15 protein-coding genes and 1 tRNA gene are annotated in these 17,465 nt (G+C 64.9%); 8 read left to right on the top strand and 8 right to left on the bottom strand.

From position 1 onward, the window contains the following. Window positions 1–16: 16 nt before the first annotated feature. Window positions 17–781 (top strand): prepilin peptidase, encoded by a 765-nt coding sequence (locus LG306_RS12910; RefSeq protein ID WP_404415145.1) that lies wholly within the window; start codon window positions 17–19, stop codon window positions 779–781. Here LG306_RS12910 and LG306_RS12905 read toward each other — a convergent pair. Together LG306_RS12905 and LG306_RS12900 are read right to left on the bottom strand one after the other, a co-directional pair. Then, window positions 778–1,404, bottom strand: coding sequence for a TetR/AcrR family transcriptional regulator (locus tag LG306_RS12905; protein WP_404415142.1), 627 nt, complete (start codon window positions 1,402–1,404; stop codon window positions 778–780). The two genes, LG306_RS12910 and LG306_RS12905, sit on opposite strands and share 4 nt — an antisense overlap. Window positions 1,405–1,425: 21 nt before the next feature. After that, window positions 1,426–1,501, bottom strand: a tRNA-Thr gene (locus tag LG306_RS12900). A gap of 211 nt (window positions 1,502–1,712) precedes the next feature. Here LG306_RS12900 and uxaC point away from each other — a divergent pair. Genes uxaC through LG306_RS12885 form a run of 3 tightly spaced genes read left to right on the top strand, consistent with a single transcriptional unit; the run spans window position 1,713 to window position 6,098 of the window. Further along, complete coding sequence (gene uxaC, locus LG306_RS12895; protein WP_404415139.1) at window positions 1,713–3,128, top strand: glucuronate isomerase; 1,416 nt, start codon at window positions 1,713–1,715, stop codon at window positions 3,126–3,128. Then, on the top strand, window positions 3,125–4,594 hold the full coding sequence (locus tag LG306_RS12890) for a mannitol dehydrogenase family protein (protein WP_404415136.1): 1,470 nt from the start codon (window positions 3,125–3,127) through the stop codon (window positions 4,592–4,594). Before uxaC ends, LG306_RS12890 begins: the two co-directional genes overlap by 4 nt. A 4-nt stretch (window positions 4,595–4,598) precedes the next feature. Next, a complete protein-coding gene (locus LG306_RS12885; protein ID WP_404415133.1) occupies window positions 4,599–6,098 on the top strand; it encodes a UxaA family hydrolase in 1,500 nt (499 codons plus the stop codon). An 11-nt stretch (window positions 6,099–6,109) separates the two neighbouring features. Here LG306_RS12885 and LG306_RS12880 read toward each other — a convergent pair whose 3' ends face one another. The 4 genes from LG306_RS12880 to kduI form a co-directional block, all read right to left on the bottom strand. Next, window positions 6,110–7,753 (bottom strand): pectate lyase, encoded by a 1,644-nt coding sequence (locus LG306_RS12880; RefSeq protein ID WP_404415130.1) that lies wholly within the window; start codon window positions 7,751–7,753, stop codon window positions 6,110–6,112. Window positions 7,754–7,912: 159 nt separating this feature from the next. Continuing rightward, on the bottom strand, window positions 7,913–8,956 hold the full coding sequence (locus LG306_RS12875; RefSeq protein WP_404415127.1) for a PfkB family carbohydrate kinase: 1,044 nt from the start codon (window positions 8,954–8,956) through the stop codon (window positions 7,913–7,915). A gap of 21 nt (window positions 8,957–8,977) precedes the next feature. Continuing rightward, window positions 8,978–9,736 (bottom strand): 2-dehydro-3-deoxy-D-gluconate 5-dehydrogenase KduD, encoded by a 759-nt coding sequence (gene kduD, locus LG306_RS12870; protein WP_404415124.1) that lies wholly within the window; start codon window positions 9,734–9,736, stop codon window positions 8,978–8,980. A 22-nt stretch (window positions 9,737–9,758) separates the two neighbouring features. Next, a complete protein-coding gene (gene kduI, locus LG306_RS12865) occupies window positions 9,759–10,604 on the bottom strand; it encodes a 5-dehydro-4-deoxy-D-glucuronate isomerase (RefSeq protein WP_404419728.1) in 846 nt (281 codons plus the stop codon). A 171-nt stretch (window positions 10,605–10,775) separates the two neighbouring features. Between kduI and LG306_RS12860 the strand changes: the two genes are divergently transcribed. Continuing rightward, on the top strand, window positions 10,776–11,438 hold the full coding sequence (locus LG306_RS12860; RefSeq protein ID WP_404415121.1) for an RpiB/LacA/LacB family sugar-phosphate isomerase: 663 nt from the start codon (window positions 10,776–10,778) through the stop codon (window positions 11,436–11,438). Between the two features lie 42 nt (window positions 11,439–11,480). Here LG306_RS12860 and LG306_RS12855 read toward each other — a convergent pair whose 3' ends face one another. Next, window positions 11,481–12,530 carry a LacI family DNA-binding transcriptional regulator gene (locus LG306_RS12855; RefSeq protein ID WP_404415118.1) on the bottom strand — a complete coding sequence of 350 codons (1,050 nt, stop codon included), beginning with the start codon at window positions 12,528–12,530 and terminating at the stop codon, window positions 11,481–11,483. A gap of 135 nt (window positions 12,531–12,665) precedes the next feature. Here LG306_RS12855 and LG306_RS12850 point away from each other — a divergent pair, with 135 nt between their 5' ends. The 3 genes from LG306_RS12850 to LG306_RS12840 all read left to right on the top strand — a co-directional run bounded on the left by LG306_RS12850 (window position 12,666) and on the right by LG306_RS12840 (window position 15,955). Beyond that, window positions 12,666–13,502, top strand: a complete 837-nt coding sequence (locus tag LG306_RS12850) for a 2-keto-4-pentenoate hydratase (protein WP_404415115.1) — start codon at window positions 12,666–12,668, stop codon at window positions 13,500–13,502. Between the two features lie 83 nt (window positions 13,503–13,585). After that, window positions 13,586–14,872 (top strand): MFS transporter, encoded by a 1,287-nt coding sequence (locus LG306_RS12845; RefSeq protein ID WP_404415113.1) that lies wholly within the window; start codon window positions 13,586–13,588, stop codon window positions 14,870–14,872. Between the two features lie 132 nt (window positions 14,873–15,004). Then, the gene (locus LG306_RS12840; protein ID WP_404415110.1) at window positions 15,005–15,955 is read left to right on the top strand and encodes an alpha/beta hydrolase; all 951 of its coding nucleotides are present in this window, start codon (window positions 15,005–15,007) and stop codon (window positions 15,953–15,955) included. On the opposite strand, the gene LG306_RS12835 is transcribed toward LG306_RS12840, so the two are convergent. Beyond that, on the bottom strand, window positions 15,952–17,415 hold the full coding sequence (locus LG306_RS12835; RefSeq protein ID WP_404419726.1) for a carboxylesterase/lipase family protein: 1,464 nt from the start codon (window positions 17,413–17,415) through the stop codon (window positions 15,952–15,954). The two genes, LG306_RS12840 and LG306_RS12835, sit on opposite strands and share 4 nt — an antisense overlap. Window positions 17,416–17,465 lie beyond the last annotated feature (50 nt).

Raw genomic sequence — 17,465 nt, 5'->3', positions numbered from 1 at the left:
CTTCGGGACGCCCTTGATGAATCCTGTACTCGCCGCCGCCCTCATGGGCGGGCTGGGCCTGATCGTCGGTAGTTTCATCGCCGCCGTCAGCGTTCGCCTGCCGCGCGAAGAGGACATCGTCGTCGCTCGCTCGCGATGCCGGGGCTGCGATCAGACGTTACGCCCTTGGGAGCTTGTGCCGGTCTTCAGCTGGCTTGCCTTGCGCGGGCGGTGCGCGCGATGCCACACGCGAATTTCGCCGCGCTATCCCCTGATCGAGTTAGCTTCGGCAGCGGTCGGCATCTGGGCCGGGCTGTGGGGCGCGACAGGCGCCGCCTCGGCGTTCATGATCGCCGCCACGGCCGTTCTGGGCTGGCAGTTGTTGCTGATCGCCATCGTCGACGGGGAACACTTCTGGCTGCCGGACAGTCTGACCCTGCCGTTGATCTCGACAGGCGTCACGGTTGCGCTGATTCTGGATTGGGGCCTCGGCTTTTTCCATCTGATCGGTGCGGTCGTCGGGTTCTGTGGGCTGTGGCTGGTCGGTTGGCTGTACCAACTCGTCCGCAAGCGCCAGGGACTGGGGGGAGGCGATCCTTTCCTGTTCGCTGGAGCTGGGGCCTGGGTCGGCTGGATGGGCCTGCCCAGCGTGCTGCTGTGGGCCTGCGCGGTCGGGCTCAGTCAGGTCTTCGGTATTTTGATGGTTCGGCGCAGCGTCAGTGGATCGGAGAAGCTGCCGTTCGGCGTCTTCCTGGCCGTCGGGATCTGGATGACCTGGCTGTATGGGCCGTTGGGCCTCTAACGTCCGGTCGTCAGCTTTACGATGATGATGGCCGCCGTATCCAGAATGGCTTCGGGCGTATCGGCCCGCCGCAACAGATCGAAACTGGCCGCCGTCGATTCGGCGATGGAGGCGATCTGATAGGAGGCCAGCCGCGGATTATAGTCCTTTGGATGCAGGCCGCTGGCGTGGGCCTGGGCCACGCGGCGTTCGATGGACAGGTGAAGCCGGCGCAAACGGCGCACCCGGCTTTCGACGAAGGCGGCGTCGCCATTGTCGGCCAGCATATGTTCGACGCGCAGCACCTGACCGTGGCTGCGCCAGATGGCCATCACGTCTAGAATGAAGGCGCGCGCGATGACGAAGGCCTTGTCGCCCGGCCAGTCGGCCTGAAAGTGCGTCGCAAGCCCTTGGAAATCAGCCGCAGCGACCTCGCACAGTGCCAGAACAGGTTCTTCGACCGTCTTGAAATAGGTGTAGAAGTTCGATGGAGACACACCTGCGGCCGAAGCCAGATCGGCGACGCGGATTTCCCCGTAGTGCCGCTCGTTCAACAGGCGTTGGGTCGCGTCGAGGATCGCCTGGCGTGTTCTGCCGCCTCGTGCACCGATCTTGTGGCCCAGCTTGTTGGTGGTGTCGGCCATGTCCCCGATGGTCGAAAGGCGTGGTGCCGGCTGCAGGAATCGAACCCGCGACATCCAGTTTACAAAACTGGCGCTCTACCAACTGAGCTAAGCCGGCCCGCACGGGCGGTGAGCGGCCCTTATGTCCAGCCTCGCGCCTGGACGCAAGGCGCCAGCGCAGGCTTGCGGAAAATCCGACGTCTGACGCCGAAAACAAGCTGAGGTTCGACTATGGTAACCGGTGTCTTTTTACGGCCCATGTTGTAGGCTTTTTTGCATCAAGATCGAGAGGCGATCCAAGCCTCCGCCATGAGGCAATGAGGGACGCTATGGTTCATCCACTCAAATTGAATCCCGATCGCCTGTTTCCGGCGGACGCCGACACCCGGGCGATCGCTCGTCGTCTGTATGGCGAGATCAAGGGGCTGCCGATCATCAGCCCGCATGGCCACACGGATCCGAGCTGGTTTGCGCTGAACGAACCCTTCGCCAATCCGGCCGAGCTGCTGATCACGCCCGACCACTACGTCTTCCGCATGCTGCACTCGCAGGGGATGGCGATGGAGGACCTGGGCGTGCCGCGCGCCGATGGCGGGCCGGTCGAGAGCGATCCGCGCAAGATCTGGCGGCGCTTCGCCGAGAACTATCACCTGTTCCGGGGGACGCCTTCGCGGATGTGGCACGACTGGGTCTATGCCGAGGCCTTCGGCATCGACGTGCGCCTGTCGGCCGAGACTGCGGATCACTATTACGACGTGATCGATGCGGCCCTGAAGACCGACGCCTTCAGGCCGCGCGCCCTGTTCGACCGCTACAATATCGAGGTCCTGACCACGACCGAGAGTCCGCTCGATACGCTGGAGCATCATAAGACCATCGCAGCCTCGGGCTGGAAGGGGCGGGTGCTGACCGCCTATCGCCCGGATCCGGTTCTTGATCCGGACTACGAGGGTTTCCGCGACAATCTGAAGATCCTGGCCCAACAGACCGGCCGCGATACGCTGTCGTGGGACGGCTACCTGCAGGCCTTACGCGATCGCCGTGCTTTCTTCATCGAGATGGGTGCCACCTCGACGGATCACGGCCATCCAACGGCCTTCACCGCTGATCTGTCTAAGGCGGATGCCGAGGCCTTGTTCAAGCGGGTCTCGACCGCCCCGGCCTCGGCCGCCGACGCTGAACTGTTCCGCGGCCAGATGCTGACCGAAATGGCCGCCATGTCGGTCGAGGACGGTCTGGTGATGCAACTGCACCCCGGATCGTTCCGCAACCACTCGGCCACCGTCTTCAACCGTTTCGGCAGAGACAAGGGTTGCGACATCCCGACCCAGACGGATTACGTCCGGGCGTTGAAGCCGCTGCTGGACCGGTTCGGGTCGGACAGCCGTCTGTCTTTGATCCTGTTCACTCTGGACGAGACCACTTACAGCCGCGAACTTGCGCCGCTCGCCGGCCACTATCCGGCGCTGAAGCTGGGGCCCAGCTGGTGGTTCCACGACAGCCCAGAAGGTATGCGTCGCTTCCGCGAACAGGTCACCGAAACGGCCGGCTTCTACAACACCGTCGGCTTCAACGACGACACCCGCGCCTTCCTGTCCATACCCGCCCGTCACGACGTGGCGCGGCGCATGGACTGCGGCTTCCTGGCAAAACTGGTCGTCGAGCACCGGATGGAGGAGGACGAGGCGCACGAATTGGCCCACGCCCTGACCTATGGCCTGGTCAAGGCGGCGTACAAGCTGTGAGCAGATTGAACCAAGCCGCCCTGAAGGGGCTGCTCGCCGACGTCGCCGTGCCCGGCTACGACCGCGCCCAAGTGAAGACGGGTGTCGTCCATCTGGGCATCGGCGCCTTCCACCGCGCCCACCAGGCGGTGGTGTTCGACGATGCGATCAGGTCGGGCGATCCGCGCTGGGGCGTGCTGGGGGCTTCGCTTCGGTCGCCCGGCGTACGCGATCAGCTGAATCCGCAGGACGGGCTGTACACCCTGATCGTGCGTGACGGATCGGACGAGCATCTGCGGGTGATCGGCGCCTGCGCGGGCGTGATGGTCGGGCCGGAGGACCCCGCCGCCCTGGTCGCCGCCATGGCCGACGCCAATGTCCATATCGTCACCCTGACCGTGACGGAAAAGGGCTATCGCCTCGACCCGGCGACCGGCGACCTGCTGCTGGACGATCCCGATGTGGCGGCCGATCTGGCCGACATCGCCGCGCCCCGCACCGCGCCGGGCTTCATCGTCGCGGCGCTTCAGGCCCGCAAGGCGGCTGGGCTGAAGCCCTTCACCGTCATCAGTTGCGACAACCTTCCCCACAACGGCAAGCGCATCCGGGCCGGGGTGCTGGCGATGGCGCGCCAGATCGACCCGGCGCTGGCCGACTGGATCGAAGCCGAGGGCGCCTTCCCCCAGACCATGATCGACCGGATCGTCCCGGCGACTACCCCCGACGACATCGCCCGCCTGACCGCCCGTCTCGGCGTCGAAGACCAGGGAATGGTCAAGGCCGAACCCTTCACCCAGTGGGTGATCGAGGACTGGTTCGCCGGCGAACGGCCCGACTTCGCGTCTCTAGGCGTGCAACTGACCGATGCGGTCGAACCGTGGGAGGACGCCAAGCTGCGCCTTCTGAACGGGGCACACTCGGCCATCGCCTATCTGGGCGCTTTGTCGGGTTACGAGCATGTCCACGAGGTCGTCGCGGCGCCGGCTTTTCGCGCCTATGTCGAGGCTCTGTGGGATGAGGCCGAAACGACGCTCAACCCTCCGCCGGGTCTGGACGTCCCCGCCTATCGCGACGCGCTGATGGCCCGGTTCTCCAATGCGGCCCTGATGCATCGCACGCGCCAGATCGCCATTGACGGCTCCCAGAAGTTGCCCCAGCGCATGTTGGCCGGAGCCGCCGAACGTCTGGCGGCGCGGCAGGGTATCGACGCTATGGCTTTGGGCGTCGCCGCCTGGATGAAATGGCAGTCGGGCGTGACCGAAAATGGCGAGACCGTCGTCGTCGATGATCCGCTGGCGGTTAAGACCGCCCAACTCCTGGCCGATGCAGACAACGACCAGGCGCGAGTTTCGGCCTTGCTGACCCTGTCAGCCGTCTTCCCGCCCGCGTTGGCCGCCGACGACCGGTTCGCCGCAGCGGTTACGTCCGCCTATCTGTCGATCAACCAGAACGGCGCCGTCGCGGCCGCGCGTATGGTTGCGGAGTAAACTCATGTCTCGCGTCCTGACCCTAAACCCCGTCGACGACGTCGCCATCGCTTTGGACGACATCGCCAGCGGCGATACGCCCGATGGTCTGAACGCCCCGGCGCGCGCCGACATCGCTACCGGTCACAAGATCGCTCGTCATATGGTGGAGGAGGGCGGTCTGGTCCGCCGCTATGGTCAGGTCATCGGTCGCGCCAAGACCGCCATCGCCGCCGGCGACCACGTCCACGTTCATAATCTGGCGATGGCGGAAGACGGCCGTGAGGCCGAGTTCGGGGCTGACCTGCGGCGGCCCACGCCCCTGTCAGGCGCGACCTTCAACGGCATAGTTCGCCCGGACGGTCGCGTCGGCACGCGCAACTATATCGGCGTTCTGACCAGCGTGAACTGTTCGGCCACCGTGGCGCGTCGCATCGCCGACGCCTTCCCGGACTCCAGCCTGCCGGCAGGCGTCGATGGCGTGGTCGCCTTTACCCACCAGGGCGGTTGCGGCGGCTCGTCGCTCAGCAGCGACGTCACCCTGCTGCAGAGGACGCTGGCCGGTTATGCCCGGCACCCGAACTTCCATTCGATCCTGATTGTGGGCTTGGGCTGCGAGGCCAATCAGATTCCAGCCTGGTTGACCAATGAAGGCCTTCAATCCGGCCCGCATCTGCGCGCCCTGACGATCCAGGATGCCGGCGGCACGGCCCGGGCGATCGAGGCCGGGATCGAGGTCGTGCGCGAACTGGTCGTTGAGGCCGCCAAGGTCCAGCGCCAACCTGAGTCCGCATCTCACCTGACTGTCGGTCTGCAATGCGGCGGTTCGGACGGCTGGTCCGGCGTCACCGCCAATCCGGCCTTGGGCGCAGCTGTCGATTTGCTTGTCGCGCACGGCGGCTCGGCCATATTGTCGGAAACGCCCGAGATCTGGGGTGCGGAACATCTGCTGCTTAGGCGTGCGGCGTCTCAGGATGTTGCGGACAAGCTGAACGCGCGTTTGGCGTGGTGGCGCGACTACGCAGATCGCCACCAGATGGAGCTGAACAACAATCCCTCGCCCGGCAATCTGAAGGGGGGTTTGACCACCATCCTGGAGAAGTCGCTGGGTGCGGTGGCCAAGTCCGGTTCGACCCCGCTGAACGACGTGATCGGATACGCCGAACCGCTTCAGGCCAAGGGCCTCAGCTTCATGGACAGCCCCGGTTACGATCCGTGCTCGGCGACGGGCCAGATCGCCTCGGGCGCCAATCTGATCGTCTTCACCACCGGCCGGGGCTCGGTCTTCGGCGCCAAGCCCGCCCCGTCGATCAAGGTCGCCTCCAACGCCAAACTGGCGAACTGGATGGACGAGGACATGGACATCGACGCCTCGCCTGTCCTGACCGGGACCAGCCTGGCTGAGGTCGGCGAGGTCATCTTCCAGAAGATGCTCGATGTCGCGTCAGGCGAGCCGTCCAAATCCGAAGCCCTCGGCATCGGCGACAACGAGTTCGTGCCCTGGCAGGTGGGGGCTTATCTCTAGGCTCCGCAGCCCTAAGCCCCCAACGCCTCGATCAGGTCGCCCATGTTGCGGATGAAGACCGATGTGGAGACGCCCTCGACCGGGAAGTCGGTGTTGTAAGGCGAGGTGTCCCACAGGTCGCCGACACGGGTCATCTGGTATTCGCCGCCGGTCACGGCGGTGGGCGAGGGCCCCTTGTACGGGTTTGATGTCGTGGTCAGCGGCGTGGGCCAATAGCCGCGCGCATTCAGCCCGGCCATGACTTCGGCCGCGCGACCGGCGTGAGGCGCGGTCGGGCGACGCGCGTCGCTGGACATGTCCCAGACATCGACGTCCTGCAGCGTGAAATACTTCGGCAGGTTCAGCGAGCCGGGGCGAGCCTTCAGCGGCGAACCGCGCGTCGCCTCATCGACCGGCATGGCCGACAGACGTGCGTATTCGGCGCGCAGGGCCAGGGTGTCCACATTGCGGAACGAACCGTAGTGGACGATCAGATTGGTGGGGTTGTCGTCGGCGTAGTACTGGCCGTTGGCGATGTTCGACCCGCGCCGGTGGATGTAGATCGGGGTGTTGGCGCCTTCCAGGATGAAGGTCGGGTGCGTGCGGCCCGGCGTGTTCAACGGCGGCTTGGCCGCGACCTGATCCAGCCAGTCCATGGCCTCGGGCAGGCGGGCCAGATATTTCCGGTCCCCGGTAAGGCGATAGAAGCCCATCATCGACTTGATATTGGTCCCGGTCGTGTGGGTGACGAAGGCTTGCGGCTCAATGGTCCGGGCGCCCGCCGGCTTCAGCGTGTCGGGGAAATGCTGCAGGCCCCAGGCGGGCTGCGGCAGCGGTTGCTGGGTCTTCACGAAAATGTCCATGCCGCGATTGATGGCGTCCAGGATCCTCGCATCGCCCCGACCGTTCCGCGCCAGGCCGTGATAGGCGTAAATCAGGAACTCCAGGTTCTCGCCGGCCACGTCGTCGTTGAAGGTGATGTAGGGCGTATAGTCGGCATGGCCGTGCAGGCCGCCGTTCTCGACGAACGGATAGCGCTGCGGCCAGCCGCCGTTGTCGTACTGGCTCTCCAGCACAAAGCTGATCGCCTTGTTCAGCGGCGCCAGATATTTGCGATCCTTTTTCTCAAGGTAGATCCGCAGCAACAGTTGCGACGCCTCGGCTGTCCCCGCGTCGTCGAACGTCGCGTTGCCGTAGTAGTGGTGGAATTCCTCCAATCGCCAGGCGTTGGCGGCGACCGTGCCGTACCACTGCTTCAGCGACTCCTCGCCGGCGGTGTCGATCACATAGTTCCAGCCGCCCAGCGGGTGCTGGCCCTTGACCAGGGCGTCCGCAGCCTTCTTGGCCGCTTCATAGTAAAACTCGTCGCCGGTGGCGTGATAGGCGTCCAGGAACAGATGGCCCACGGTCGCGGTGCCCGGCGGCTGGACCCAGATCATCGTCGGGTTGGCCTCAAGCTCGCCCCAACGGCGCGAGAAGTCGGGCAGATATTGCCAGACATAGCCGCCTTCGACGGCGGCCTCTTCGCTCATGAACCGGGCGGCGCGCTTCATGGTGTCCAGAATGGCGGCGCGCTCTGGCAACGCCTGGGCCATGACGGGCCCTGAAGCGGCGACGAAGGTGGCGGCGGCGCCCGCGGCCAAAAGGGCGCGGCGGTTCATGGACGTGACGGACATGGAAACTCCTGGTGTGACCTCTCTCGCACGGTTTCTAATGACCGTTTCGAACCGTCACTGAAGCATGGTTGACACCGGTTTCCTAGTCCTTTGGCGCGATTGAAAAAGGCCGCATCGGCTTCTCCACGCGGCCTCCACCCAATCTCAATGTTCGCAGCCTCAGCGGCGGATATCAAACCCGCCTTCGCCCATGGCGGCGCGCACGTCGTCGGCGCTGAACAGGTTGAAGTCGCCGGGGACCGAGTGTTTCAAGCCGGCGGCGGCGAGGCCGAAGTCGAGGGCCTCCTGATCCGACCAGTCGCTCCACAGGCCGAACAGCACGCCCGAGGCGAAGGCGTCGCCGCCGCCGACCCGGTCCACTACCCCGGCCATGTGAATGGCCTCGGCTCTGGTCTCGATCACTTCGCCGCCATTGCGCGTCAGCATGACAGCCGACAAGGCCTGGTCGGCGACGCTATCCTGAACGCGCAGGGTGCAGGCGATGCGTTGCAGGCGGGGGAAGGCGGCGAAGGCGGCCGTGGCGGCTTCACGACGACGCACAGCCGGGTCGGGGCTGACGAATGTCGTCTTCAGCACAAGGGCGAAGTCGCGGTCGTCGGCGAAGGCTACCGTGGCGCCGGCCAGCATCTTGCCGAGCGTGGCCGGCGGATCGCCATCCCATTGTTCCCACAACTTGCCGCGGAAGTTGCCGTCATAGCTGACCTTCACGCCCTTCTTGACGGCGGCCTCGATGAGGGCGACGGCGGCGGCCGAGCCATTCGGCCCCGTCGCCGGGGTCACGCCCGAGGCGTGCAGCCACTCCACGCCGTCCAGAAGTTGGTCCCAGTCGAAGGCCGTATCGACATGTTCGACGAAGGCCGATCCGGCGCGATCATAGAGAACTTCCGACGGACGACGCACAGCGCCGGGCGTTAGGAAATACAGACCCATACGGCCGGGTTTGAAGACGACCTGAGAGGTGTCGACTCCGTGTTTGCGCACCTCGTCACGCACGCCGCGGCCCAGCGCATTGTCGGCCAGGACCGTCGCCATGCCGGTTGGCGCGCCGAAGCGAGCCAGTGACACGGCGACATTGGCCTCGGCGCCGGCCGGACGCACGGTCAGGGCAGGGGACTGCATCAGCAGTTCGTTGTCGTTGGGCGAAAACCGCAGCAACATCTCGCCGAAGCAGAGGATGCGGCGGGAAGATGCAGCCTGGGTCATGATCGCAACGCTAGCCCTGGATCAGCGCGCCTGCCAGCCGCCGTCGACCGGCAGGATGGCGCCCTGGACATAGTCGGAGGCCCGGCTGGCCAGGAAGACGGCCGCGCCGCCCAGGTCCGACGGCTCGCCCCAGCGACCGGCCGGGATACGGCCCAGAATCTCGGCCGAACGGACCGGGTCCTCGCGCAGGGCCTGGGTGTTGGCCGTGGCGAAATAGCCGGGGGCGATGGCGTTGGCGGTGATGCGGTGCGGCGCCCACTCGTTGGCCATCAGCTTGGTCAGGCCGGCGACGCCCGACTTGGACGCCGTATAGGAGGGTACGCGGATGCCGCCCTGGAAGGACAGCATGGAGGCGATGTTGATGATCTTGCCGCCGTCGCCCTGTTTGATGAACAGACGGGCGACCGCCTGGCTCATGAAGAAGACCGTCTTCAGGTTGATATTCATCACCAAGTCCCAGTCGGCCTCGGTGAAGTCCACCGCGTCAGCGCGGCGGATCAGGCCGGCGTTGTTCACAAGGATGTCGATCCGGCCCATGGCGGCCAGAGCTTCCTGAACCACGCGTTCGACCGGCTCGATCGAGGTCAGGTCGGCGCTGATGGCATGGGCGCGGCGGCCCATCGCCTGGACCTTCGCGACCGTGTCGTCGGACTCCGACAGGGCGACCGAGACAATGTCGGCGCCGGCCTCGGCCAGAGCCAGGGCGATGCCTTGGCCCAGGCCCACGTTGCCGCCGGTGACCAGGGCGACCTTGCCGGTCAGGTCGAATGGATTGCTCATATTTTTCTTCCTCTTGTCCTGATTACTTCAGCTGGCAGATGTCGAGCTTGTACATGTCGGTGTAGTCGAGGTTTTCGCCGCCCATGCCCCAGATGAAGGTGTAGTTCGAAGTGCCTGCGCCGGTATGGATTGACCACGGCGGGCAGATCACGGCCTCCCCGTCGGCGATGACGATGTGGCGCGACTTGTCCGGTTCGCCCATGAAGTGGAAGACGCGGTCGTCTTCGCCCAGGCCGAAATAAAGATAGGCTTCCGAGCGGCGGTCATGGATGTGAGGCGGCATGGTGTTCCACACCGAGCCGGGCTTCAGCACCGTCACGCCCAGCAGTAACTGGCAGGACTTTACCTTCGCCGGCACGACATACTGGTAGATGGTCCGTTCGTTCGACGTCTCCAGCGCGCCCATTTCCAGCGGCACGGCCTCGTCGATCGAGATCTTTGTCAGGTCGTAGCGGGCGTGGGCGGGCGTGGCGACCAGATAGAATTTGGCCGGCTCGGCGGGGTTCTGGGAAGCGAAGCTGACGTCTGTCGATCCCATCGGCACATAGAGGCCATCGCGAAAGCCCAGTTTGACGGTCTCGCCGTCAACGGTGATCGAACCGGCGCCACCGATATTGACGACGCCCAGTTCACGGGCGTGAAGGAAGGGCGCGCCGGCCAGCGACGGAGGTTCCGAATGCGTCGGCAGGCTCAGCGCCGTCTCGGCCGGCGTGGCGCCGCCGATGATCATCCGCTCATGGTGGGAATAGTTGAGTTTGATCCTGCCTGAAACGAACAGATCCTGGATCAGATAGCGATCGCGCAGCTGTTGGTTCGAGGCCCCGTCCATCATGTCGGGATGGGTGGCTTGATAGACTTTATCGTACATGGGATCGTACATGCCGGTCTCCCTGGGAACTCGCAGCGCGAGACGCCGAAACGGTTCTTACGCCCGCCCTTCTGTGGACTAGGTAACCGGTGTCATATAATGATGCAATCGATTAGACCAACCCCGCCCACATATGTCGGCATCGCTTCGTCACCGTCTTGAGGATTCCCCATGAAGATCGCTCTCATCATCGAAAACAGCCAGGCCGCCAAAAGCGAGACGGTGCATGCCGCACTGACCGCCGTCGCCGAACCGCTGGGCCATGAAGTTTTCCACTATGGGATGTACGCGGCCGACGATAAGGCCTCGCTGACCTACGTCATGAACGGCTTGCTGACCGGCATTCTGTTGAACTCCGGCGCGGCCGATTTCGTCGTCACCGGGTGCGGAACCGGCATGGGCTCGATGCTGGCCTGCAACAGCATGCCTGGCGTCTTCTGCGGTCTGGTGATCGACCCGACCGACGCCTTCCTGTTCGGCCAGATCAACGACGGCAACGCCATTTCGATGCCTTATGCCAAGGGCTTCGGCTGGGCTGCAGAACTGAATTTGCAGGACGTCTATCGCAAGCTGTTCGATGGCGAGCGCGGCCTGGGCTACCCCAAGGAGCGCGCCGAGATCATGCGCAAGAACCGCGGCGTACTCAGCGACCTGAAGGCCGTGACCTGCCACGACATGCTGACGGTTCTGAAGACGATGGATCAGGACCTGCTGAAGGCCGCCATCGCCGGCGAGAAGTTCCAGGACTACTTCTTCGCCAACGCTACGGATGAGGGCATTCGCGACTATCTGAAGGGCGTTCTCGCCGCCAAGCCTGCGCTCGAAACGGCCTGAGGCTCAGAGAGGTCGGCGCGCGATCACGGGCGCCGACCCAACTCAGACTGCCGGGATCGCTGACTTGCGCACCACCAGGGCCGGTCGAACTTCGGGCTGCTGCATCTTGGTCGGATCTATGCCCCGCATCGGCGCCAGCAGTTTTTCGGCCGCCATCCGTCCCATGTCGCGGATCGGCAGGCGCACCGAAGTCAGGTTGGGCCAAACCCGCGCCGCCATCGGCAAATCGTCGAAGCCGACGACGGACAGGTCGCGCGGTAGCTCAAGGCCGCGATCTCGCGCCGCCTGCATCACCCCGATGGCCATGTCGTCGTTGAGGGTGAAGATGGCGGTCGGCGGCGTTTCCAGCGCCAAGAGGGCGTGGCCCGCCTCCACACCTGATTCGAACGTATAGGCGCCTTTGAAATCGTAAGCCGGGTCCAGCGGGATCCCGCGTTCGGCCAGAGCGTCCAGGAACCCCTTGCCCCGCACGGCCGATGACCGGAACAGGTCCGGCCCGCGCACCAGACCGATTCGCTTGTGTCCCAGGTCGGCCAGATGCGCCGCCGCCTCAGCCGCGCCGATCCAGTCATTGGTGACCACCATCGCCTGAGGTTCATCCAACGCCACCGAGGCGATGCGGACATAGGGGCAGTCGAGCTGGCGCAGCAGGTCGATGACCTTTTCGTCTTCGGACACCGAAGGCGGCATGATGACGCCATAAAGACGTTGGCGCTCGACGAAGCCCCTGATGTCTTCCAGCAGGGTAGGGGAGTTGCGATTACAAGGATGAACGACCAGTTCCAGGCCGGACCCCTTTAGCGCATCCAGCACGCCCTGCTGCATGTTCACGACGTAGGTCGGGCTGGGGTTGTCGTAGATCAGACCGACGAGGAACGAGCGTCGAAAGGCCAGGCCGCGCGCCTGTGGATCAGGCGTGAACCCCAGAGCCTTGATGACGGCGTTGACCTTTTCGCGCGTGTCTTCCTTGACGAACGGCGACTGATTGATGACCCGCGAGACGGTCTTCTTGGAGACCTGCGCCTCACGGGCGACATCGTTGATGGTTGCCCGCTTGCCCGGCTTGCCGGATCGCGGATCGTCTTGAGCCAAGGCTCGGCTCCTTCCCTATGTGCAGCTTGAAGGCATAGCCGCGACTCGCGGCCGACGCCATGGGGCTCGACTAAAGCGCATTGACACCGGTTTCCTTCGTCGCTCTTATCGGAGCCTATTCACGAGGCGACACCTTTGACTTCGACCCCCTCTCTTGCGAGCCAGGACGACGCGCTGTCGGCCGACCCGGCGGCGATCGCACAGCAGTTCGTCGCCGCGCGTCTGGCGGCGCGCAACACGCCGGACTATCCGGGCGTGATCCCTCAAAGCATGGCCGAATCCTACGCCATCCAGGACGTCGCCATCGGTCTGTTTCCCGATGAGGTCGTGGGCTGGAAGGTGGGCGGTGTCCCGCCCGAGCAGCAGCCGAAGCTGGGGATCCATCGTCTGGCCGGCGCCATTTTCGCGCGCAACGTCTGGCCGGCGCCCGGCGATACGGTCGTGCCTTTGCCCGAAATCGAGGGCGGGTTCGCGGCGGTGGAAGCCGAGTTCATTGCTCGGATCGGCGCCGACGCCGATCCAGCCAAGACCGACTGGACCATCGAAGACGCCATGGGCGTCGTGGACAAGGTCTTCATCGGCGTCGAGCTGGCCGGCAGTCCGCTTTCGACGATCAACGACCTGGGCTCCGCCGTGGTCGCCTCCGATTTCGGCAACAATGGCGGACTGATGATCGGTCCCGAGGTCGAGAACTGGCGTGAGCGTCTGGACCATATCGCGGTCGAGACGGTGATCAATGGCGCCAGCATCGGCACCGGAGGGTCGCAGTCCCTCGCGGGCGGGGCGATGGAATCCGTGCGGTTTCTGCTGGAACATTGCGCACGCTGGGGCCGTCCGTTGAAGGCGGGCACGCTGGTCTCAACGGGCGCTGTCACCGGCGTTCACCGTGTCCACGCGGGCGACGAGGCCGTGTGCATCTTCAAGGGTATCGCAGAACTTCACTGTTCGGTCGTCAGGGCCGAAGCCCAGTAACATCACGCCCACCCCGCCGCCGTTCAGGGACGGAAAAGAGCAGGGACGTGTCGAGGAATATTCAGGAACGGGTTTTCATAACCATGTCAGACGCCTCCGTCGCGCCGCCGATCCAGATCAAGGCGCCATCCCCCGGCAAGTATCGCTGGATCATCATGTGGCTGCTGTTCGCGGCCATGGTCATCAACTACGTCGATCGTCAGATGATCGGCTTCCTCAAGCCGACCCTTTCGGCCGAATTCGGCTTGTCCGAAACGGACTATGCCGACATCGTCTTCTGGTTCCAGGCGTCCTACGCCGTCGCCTACCTGTTGTGGGGCCGGATCATGGACCGGATCGGCGCGCGTTGGGGGCTGGGGATCGCCTTCGGCATCTGGCAGATCGGCCATATCATGCACGGTGCGGCGCGAGATCTGTCACACTTCATGATGGCGCGGATGGTCCTTGGCGTCGGTGAGGCCGGCGGTTTCCCTGGCGGGATCAAGGCGGTGGCGGAGTGGTTCCCAAAGAAGGAACGCGCCTTCGCTACAGGCCTGTTCAACGCCGGCACCAATATCGGCGCCATCGTCACCCCCCTGATCGTTCCGGGCCTCGTGCTGGCCTTCGGCTGGCAGATGGCCTTCGTCATCACCGGGGCCTTGGGCCTGATCTGGCTGCCGATCTGGCTCTTGGTCTATCGCAAGCCGCGTGAGCAGAAGAAGCTCTCAGCGGCTGAGCTGGCTTATATCGAGCAGGACCCGGCCGACGTTGTCGAAAAGGTCAAATGGACCAAACTGCTGACGGTCAAGGAAACCTGGGCCTACGCTCTGGGCAAGTTCCTGATCGATCCGATCTGGTGGATGTTCCTGTTCTGGCTGCCGGACTTCCTGGGCAAGACCTATGGGCTGGACCTGAAGACCTTCGGCCCGCCGCTGGTCGCCATCTATCTGCTGTCCGACATCGGGTCGGTTGGCGGGGGCTGGCTTTCGTCGCGCTTCATGCACAGGGGCATGAGCATCAACAAGGCCCGCAAGATCACCATGTTGATCTGCGCCCTGTGCGCCGTGCCGGTGGCCTTCGCGGCCGAGGCGTCAAACCTTTGGCTTGCGGTCGGCATCATCGGACTGGCGACGGCCGCGCACCAGGGTTTCTCGGCCAATCTCTATGCGCTGCCGGGCGATGTCTTCCCCCGCTCGGCGGTGGGGTCGGTCGTTGGCATCGGCGGCATGCTGGGCGCCATCGGCGGCATGGCTATGGCGAAATACGCCGGCTACGTCCTGGAAAAGATCGGCACCTATACGCCCATCTTCATCGTGGCGGCCTCGGCCTATCTGATCGCGCTTCTGGTCATTCACCTGATCACGCCGAAATACGAACTGGCCAAGGTCTGACGAAAGGCTGAGTGGCTCAGCGCCGCTACGTCATCAAGGATTGCGGCCGGGCGAGCGATCGTCCGGCCGTCGTCTTTTCAGGAAGAGAGAACCGTGATGGATGTGGAACGCAGGACGCTTTTAGGTCTGGCGATGGTGGCCGTGGTTGGCGCATCCGGGGCGAAGGCGCAGACAGTGGGGGACGGCGGCCGCGTCGCACCGCCGGACCCAACCGAGATCATCCGCCTATGGCCCGACGGCGCGCCGGGCGGGCAGGGTGTGACAGTCACGCCGGTTGTGCCAGAGCGGTCGACCGATCCCGCTTTCCACGACCGTTACGCGCAATATACGACCGACCCCATCCTGACCGTCTTTCGCCCCGAGCGGCCGAACGGTTCGGCGATGCTCCTCATCCCCGGCGGCGGCTATCGCTGGGCGGTGCTGGACAAGGAGGGGTATGACGTCGCGCGCGTCTTCGCGGCCAGCGGCACGACCTGTTTCGTCCTGCGCTATCGCCTGCCGGCCGACGGCTGGGCGGCCGGGGCCGATGCGCCCCTTCAGGACGCCCAGCGTGCGATCCGGCTGATCCGCAGCCGCGCCGCTGACTATTCTGTCGATCCCCAGAAGATCGCCGTGCTGGGCGCCTCGGCCGGTGGCCATCTGGCGGGCTTGGCCAGTGCGCGAAGGGATTCGACCTATGAACCGGTCGATGCGGCTGACACGGTTTCATTGCGACCGGATCTGACTGTTCTGATGTATCCAGTCGCGACCATGGCGGACCCTTACGTCCACGCCGGATCGCGGACGCACCTGCTTGGCGATACGCCGTCGGCCGAGCGGATCGCGGCCTATTCTCTGGAACAGATGGATTGGCGCAATGCAGCGCCCGTCTTCCTGCTGCACGCCATGGACGACGCGTCCGTGCCGGTGGAGAACAGCCTGCAACTGCTGACCGCGCTCAAAGCCGCCTCTGTCCGGACCGAGGTGCATCTGTTCCAGGAAGGCGGCCACGGTTTCGGCGTCCGCCTGATCCAGGGCGAGCCCGCCCAGGTCTGGCCCAATCTGGTGCGCGCCTGGGCCGCCCGGCTGGATTTTCCGCTCTAGGTTCCCGGCTGGATATAGGGAATGGCCGAGAAGAAGGCCCGCTCGTCGCCGCGCGGATCATCAACCATGCGAGGCTGCACATCCATCAACATCGTCTGTCGGCGAGGCAGCTCATATCGGTCCCAGCGCGGCAGTCCGGCATGGTTCGGATCGCCGTCGCGGGCCAGGGCGATGAAGGCGTCGCTCATGCGATCCGCCAGCGCCTGCGCGCCCGGCCCGCGCGTCCGCGAGCCTGTCGCCTCGACATTGTCGAACACCAAGGGGATGTCGGCGGTATGGAAGGCGCCCTTGCGACCCGAGGCCAACTCTCCAGGGAAGTCGAGCTGATAGACCCAGGCGGGTGCGCCGGCCCTGGCCCGCTCCTCGGCCTCGATCACCGCGCCGCGCCATGACCGCCCCGCTGTCGTCGCAGCGATCAGCACCTGGTCGGGCGACCATTCGGGATGCATGGCGCGATAGCCGGCGATCACGGCTTCGGGCGTGATGTCGATCCTCATGACGCCGGGCGATAGCCGCGTCGTCAGGGTCTCCCACGTCAGGCCGACATTCTTGGGATCGTTGCCCATGAAGCCCAAGGTCTCTTCGCGCGTGTTGCCGATGATCATGGGAATTGACCGGCCCAGCGGCGCTGCGTCGGGATAGAAGGGGTGGCGGGGCAGGGTGCGAAAATCCAGCACCGGCCCGAAATACAGGCCGCCAAAGCCCAGGATCGGATCCTCGGCGCCTTGCGCTTCGAGCAGTCGCTCCACCGGCATCGTCGCCACCTCGGCCGCCCGATCCGGCGTCAGGCCCAGCGCCTTCAGCCAGGCCGTCGCCCGCGTCGTGGCGTTGATTGGCCCAGACGCGGTGACCTGTTGGCCGCTCATGGTCGCAGCGCGATGGAACAGACCCTGCGCCGCCGGCGTCGCCATCAGGGTGGCGATCTTTGCACCTCCGCCGGACTGACCGAACAGCATCACCCTCGACGGATCGCCGCCGAACGCCGCAATATTGTCCCGCACCCACTGCAGCGCCAGTATCAGATCCAGCTGGCCGACATTGCCCGAATCTTCGAACCCCGGCGCCAGTCGCGCCAGATAGGCATAGCCAAAGACATTCAGTCGATGGTTCAGCGTCACCACCACGACGTCGCCGCGCGCCGCCAGATGCGTGCCGTCGTAAAGCGGGTCCGATCCCGATCCGCTCGAATAGGCGCCGCCGTGGATATAGACCATCACCGGTCGCCGATCCGCGTCGGTCCCAGGCGTCCAGACGTTCAGGAACAGGCAGTCTTCGCTTTGATTCGGCTCATCGCCGCGCTGCGGACTGGCCGCGCCGTAACTTGTTGCACGAACCGGGTCGCGCCATGGCGTCGGCTTCTCCGGCGGCTGAAATCGCCGTGTAGACGCGCCGTATCGGACGCCCTTAAAGACGCTGATTCCGTCTTGCCGCAGCCCGATTACCGGCCCGGCAGTGGTCATCACGCTATTTGGCGCCGTCGCCGCAAGAACGCCGGAGGGCGCCGAAAGCA

Source organism: Brevundimonas vesicularis, assembly GCF_044807075.1.
In the GTDB taxonomy this organism is placed as follows: domain Bacteria; phylum Pseudomonadota; class Alphaproteobacteria; order Caulobacterales; family Caulobacteraceae; genus Brevundimonas; species Brevundimonas vesicularis_G.
Note: the sequence above shows the minus strand (reverse complement) of the source record. Positions and strands in the feature narration are given on the sequence as shown.